This is a genomic window from uncultured Altibacter sp. (genome assembly GCF_963972995.1).
Taxonomy (GTDB): domain Bacteria; phylum Bacteroidota; class Bacteroidia; order Flavobacteriales; family Flavobacteriaceae; genus Altibacter.
In genome coordinates, this window is record NZ_CAXAXI010000053.1 from 1 (window position 1) to 5,721 (window position 5,721).

Annotated in this window: 5 protein-coding genes; all 5 read left to right on the forward strand. The window is 41.8% G+C overall.

Annotated elements, in window-relative coordinates; all coding sequences use genetic code 11:
• The coding region (locus AACZ11_RS12780; protein WP_339832714.1) for a hypothetical protein at positions 1-900 on the forward strand (900 nt) is incomplete at its 5' end.
• A 162-nt stretch (positions 901-1,062) separates the two neighbouring features.
• On the forward strand, positions 1,063-1,875 hold the full coding sequence (locus AACZ11_RS12785) for a hypothetical protein (RefSeq protein ID WP_339832717.1): 813 nt from the start codon (positions 1,063-1,065) through the stop codon (positions 1,873-1,875).
• 14 nt (positions 1,876-1,889) lie between these two features.
• Entirely contained in the window at positions 1,890-2,705 is an 816-nt protein-coding gene (locus tag AACZ11_RS12790; protein ID WP_339832718.1) for a hypothetical protein, read from the forward strand.
• 40 nt (positions 2,706-2,745) lie between these two features.
• Complete coding sequence (locus tag AACZ11_RS12795; protein WP_339832719.1) at positions 2,746-3,579, forward strand: hypothetical protein; 834 nt, start codon at positions 2,746-2,748, stop codon at positions 3,577-3,579.
• Positions 3,580-3,620: 41 nt separating this feature from the next.
• A partial coding sequence (locus AACZ11_RS12800; RefSeq protein WP_339832721.1) for a choice-of-anchor B family protein occupies positions 3,621-5,721 on the forward strand: 2,101 nt, incomplete at its 3' end.

The following is a 5,721-nucleotide window of genomic DNA, read 5'->3' on the forward strand; positions in this document are numbered from 1 at the left end:
GCGAATGGTGTCCTAGCTGTAACCGATAAAATAGTTTCATCGGCTTCCAACATGGGTTTACGAGCCGTTTCGGGTAGTACAACATCCATATCTTCTTCTACCGTTATGAACGTGGGTGTAAATACCAACGCGACCGATCTTGCGCTGTATGCGCTAACGGAAAGACCCATTACCAGTAATGGTACTACGGAAGCCGGTAGATTTCAATCCAACTATACCGGAGACCCGTTACTCCCCGATTCTAGGGATCCTCGAGCACAATTGGCGGGATATGTAACCAATACCACAACCCCTATTGGTAACCAAAATGTGTATTACGGCGGTTATTTCTACAGTGGCGGTTCCAACAGCAATTCGTCCTATGCGTATGCCGGGGCCAGAATAGGAGGAACTAATTATAAGATTATTGGGAACGGTACAGTTTCCACTATTGTAGATGGCGTAGGAGATACGAAAAAGGTCATGTTTGCTCCGGAAGCACCCGAAGTTCTTTTTGAAGATTATGGCACAGCCCAACTTGTAAATGGTATGGCTACCATATCGATTGATCCTATTTTTTCAAAGAACATTATTGTGGATGCAACACACCCACTTAAAGTTTTCATTCAGCTTGAAGGAGATTGTAATGGGGTGTATGTTACTAATAAATCTGGTACAGGATTTACGGTGAAGGAGCTACAGAATGGAAGCTCGAATGTTCCATTTTCATGGCATATTGTTGCGAACCGAAAAGATCAAGGTAATGGGTCCATAGAAAACCGCTCTAATTACAGCGATTTGCGTTTCCCAGACGCCCCAGATCCGGTTAAACTAGATGTACTAGAATCGAAACAAATGAAGGAATATACACCTACTGCCTCAAAACCAACATTAACAGCAGTAGGATCAAAAGAAAAATAACAGCCTAACATACTTTCAAATAGGGAAATACACTCAAAACATCACTTATTTGTGTGTATTTTCCTATATATGTTAATTTTTTGTGCTTTTTGTCGAATTTATTGAACCTTAATCGGTTTTCTTACGTATACTTGTCGTAACCAAATTGATAAATAGTACATTATGAAACCTACTTATGCTATAAAGCTAAGTTTTTTATTCTTGTCATTAGCTTTATTCGCCCCCCAAGTAACCACAGCACAAACTGTAGGAATTAACACCACAACTCCAAACGGTATTTTGGAAGTGAACAGCCCCAATTTGGGGGTGGTACTTCCCCGTGTAGCGTTAACCAGAACGAATATTGCCGCACCTGTATTAAATCCCCAAGGCGGCAGTTTAGTTCCGGGAACGGTTGTATACAACACCAATACAACTACTTCCGGCAGCAGAGATGTCGTGCCCGGCATCTACGTTTGGACCGGTTCGGAATGGTTTAATAAATTTCCGAAGAAAGAATCTAGGATTGTAAAGCAGACCTCCATGTTTCAACCCCAATCAACTGGAGGCTATCAGAATATACCGGGTATGACAGGTCAAACCTTTACCCCAAAATTTACAGGTACCTATAAAATTGAGGTAAGCGTAAATTATGGCGGAGGGTATGTACGGGATCTATCTCCAACCAGTACCGATGTCGCGGCTCAATTAGGGAATTTTCAATTCACATTCAACGGAACCAATCATATAATTCCTGCAAAGACCAATTGTGTGTATTCTACTTCAGGAACACGCTATTACGCTATCTGGCAACAACATTCATACTTTGTCTATGTAAATCTTACCGCCGGAACGAACTATTCGTGGCGCCTTCGTTTTGACCAATTGGCTTCTCCCGGTTTTGAGAACAACGGGGATTCAGGAACAGGTAGGGGATACATTGGTATTCCCGACCACGTGCCCTGCTATGTGGAATTTACCTATGTAAGAGACTAATAAAACTGACTAACATGAAAAAAACTACAACGCAATTCCTTTGTACATTTTTCCTAATCGTAAGTCATCTTTCGTTGGCTCAGGTAGGGATTGGGACTACAACTCCAAATGGAATTTTAGATATTAACAGTTCGCAGTATGGGGTAGTTTACCCCAGTGTTGCTCTAACTGCTACCAACGTGGCAGCCCCGGTAGTAAATCCGCTTGGCGGTGCTTTGGCGGTAGGTACAACCATTTATAATACGAACACTACCAATACTGGTGCCAATGATGTAGAACCGGGCATTTATTCTTGGGACGGTTCAAAATGGGTCACCCATTTCTTCATCCGTCAGCACGAACTCCATCAGCAAACAAGTTCGCTTCGAAGTTCATCCTTATTAGGATTTCAAGCTGTTCCCGGATTAGGTCCTCTTAGCTTTAAAACATTTACAGCAGCGTATTCCGGGCTCTACCGTATTGAGGTTAGAGTGAACTACGGCGGTGGAAAAATGGTCAATAATGGCGATGTCAATACTGCTGTTGCAGAAGGAGATTTCCGTTTTACATTCAACGGCACACCACATATAATTCCGGTGAAATCATTTTCTACCTATCATGCCTTTTATAATGGTGGGACCGATTTCACTAATATCTGGAGACAGACCTCCAAAACGATCTATATTAATCTAACGGCCGGGCAGACCTATAATTTTTCCTTAGAATTTGATCAATATGATGCTCCGGGATTGGAAGGGAATGGAAACTTGGTTGGTTTATTAGACGGCCGAGGCTACGTGGGTACAGAAATCCCATGTTTTATAGAAATATCGTATATCGATGAAAACTAGCAAGACCCCTCAATCCAAATTTAATCTAACCGAAATCATTATGAAACGATATAAATACTTGCCTTTTTTTACATTCCTTTTGCTCTTCGGAAGTAGTACCGTTCTGGCGCAAGTAGGGATTGGGACGAGTACACCGCAAGGGATGCTCGATCTTCAGAATAATAATGCAACCGGATTTGTGTTCCCTAAGGTCGCATTGACATCTACAGCCTCAATGGCACCCGTGGTAAACCCGAATGGCGGTGCCATAGTGGCCGGCACCATTGTTTTTAATACAGCAACTACTACAACAGGTGCAAACGATGTGTCTCCGGGAATTTATGCATGGAGCGGGACACAGTGGAACCCTCAATTTTTGAGACAGGATTCAGCTTTGTTTGAGCAAAGCACGCTGGATTTCAGAACAGTAACAGGAAGTACGGCTTATAACAATGCGTCTTCAGACTGGGCTGAAGTTCCCGGTCTAGGTGCCGATAATTATTTCATTCCAAAATACACCGGAACGTATAGAATTAAAGTAAATACGAATTTTGCCGCAGGAAAGATTAATTTACCCGTATCAGGAAACATTGAAATGGCCACCATGGAGGGTCTCTTTAGATTTACCTTCAATGGAACTCCAAATGTTGTGTATACCCACTCCTATGGACTGTACAATGGTGGTATTGGAGGCGGTACCTACTACGAGCAACTAAAGCACGATACCAACACAATCCTGTATGTTAATTTAACGGCAGGACAATCCTATTATTTTAGTTTAGAAATAGATATATTCGTTGCCGACCATTTTGAAAATTCCGGTAATTCCGGAGATGGAAGAGGCCATGTAGGGGTTGGACTTCCTTGTACTGTAGAATTTACATTTATTGACTAGAGTCAATTTTTTAAAGAATCATAATAATAAACCCTCAACTAATGAAAAAATTAATACTACTTGCTATTTTAATTAACAGTATGATTATTATGGCACAAGCTCCATGTTCGGGAGGAACTGCAAGCGGCTATCCTTGTAATGGTCTTGACCTGATGGCTTACAAGCCTCTCACCGGTTCTTCGGGACTTGGTGCCACCTCAACCGGGAATGACTCTTGGGGGTGGACCGATCCTCAAAATGGAAAAGAATATGCTATTGTGGGCTTGGACAATGGCACTGCTTTCTTGGAAGTTACCAGTACAGGAGGACTTCGACACTTAGGAAAGCTTCCCACACAAACTTCAAACAGTGCTTGGAGAGATGTTAAAGTATATCAAAATCATGCCTTTATAGTAAGTGAAGCTTCAAATCATGGCATGCAGGTATTCGATTTGAAACGATTAAGAGGGTTAACCGAAAACAAGAACAGAGTTTTTACAAATGATGCACATTACAATGGCTTCGGAAAAGCACACAACATCATTATCAATGAGGATACAGGCTTTGCTTATATTCTAGGTGCCAATGCGAACGGTAATGGAGGTCCCATTGTATTGAATATTCAGAATCCAACAAATCCAACATTCGCTGCGTACTATGCAGGTATGGGCTATAGCCACGATGCACAAGTAATTACGTATAATGGCCCCGACACAGATTATACAGGACGCGAAATCTATATTGGCAGCAATGAAGATAAAGTGGTGATCTTGGATGTTACGAACAAATCCAACATTCAGCATATCTCCAATTTAGATTACAGTTATAAGAGATATACACACCAAGGTTGGTTTACCGAAGATCAGCGTTATTTCCTTTTGGGAGATGAACAGGATGAATATTCCGGAGGAAATGCGGGAAATAATACACGTACCATCATATTCGATTTTAGTGACCTTGATAACCCCGTAGAACATTTTCAGCATTTTGGCGCTACCTTGGCCATCGACCACAATGGGTATGTCCGCGGAAATCGTTTCTATATCGCAAATTATTCTGCAGGATTGCGTGTTATTAAGATCTCAGATATCGCAAATCAAAATATTCAAGAGATCGCCTATTTTGATACCTATACGCCTAACAATACCGCTAATTTTAACGGTGCATGGAACGTATACCCCTATTTTGAAAGCGGCCATATTATTGTTAGCAACTACGACAGAGGGCTTTTTGTTGTAAAAGATCCTAATTACGACAATGTAGACCCTGTAGTGGTATGTCAACCTTTTACCGCTACGCTTGACAAGAATACCGGATCTGTTACAATTTCTGCCCTTGATGTAGACGGTGGATCTACCGATAATAGAGGGATCGTGAATAGAACGTTGACAGGTCAAACTACCTTTACCTGTGATGATGTCGGATCTACTTTCAATGTAACCCTAACGGTGGAGGATGATTACGGAAATAAAGCATCTTGTGTTGCCACGGTTACCGTGGCTGCCGAAACAACCACTTATCTAGGAGGTGGATCGTGGAGTAATGGTGCTCCGGGTATTGGATCGAATGCTAAAATCAGTACAGATTACAAAACAACCGATATCTTAAACCCTTCCAATTCCAGCATAGACGCTTGTACTTGTGAGGTGGATTCCGCTAGAACTTTAACAGTCGCTGCGGGTGATTATATTAATATAACAAAAGACATCACTGTCAACGGAAGTCTGGTAGTAGAACACACCGGAAGTGTTGTTCAAACAGACGATACGGCGACTGTAAACAATAATAACAACAGTATTAGTGTAGCATTAGAAACGCCTATCCTTCAAACCAGAGACTTTATGGTCATGGGTAGTCCAATGAGTGCTGAGACACGAAATGATGTCTTTACCAATGCATTTTTAGTTTTAAATCAGAATCCCGGCAATTTTATCCCTCATCCCGGGGTGCCGGCCGGTGGAACTAACTTTGCCGATGACAATAATAATTTTTGGACTTCTTACAATGGAAGTATTGATGTAGGCAAAGGATACATTGTGCGACCGCAAACGGGTTATACCGACCCTGCAAATCACAGTTATTCAATGACCTACACAAAGGGAACATTGAACAACGGAATTGTAAGCAGACCTATATTTTTTAACGGCTTGGGAAGTAATCCCG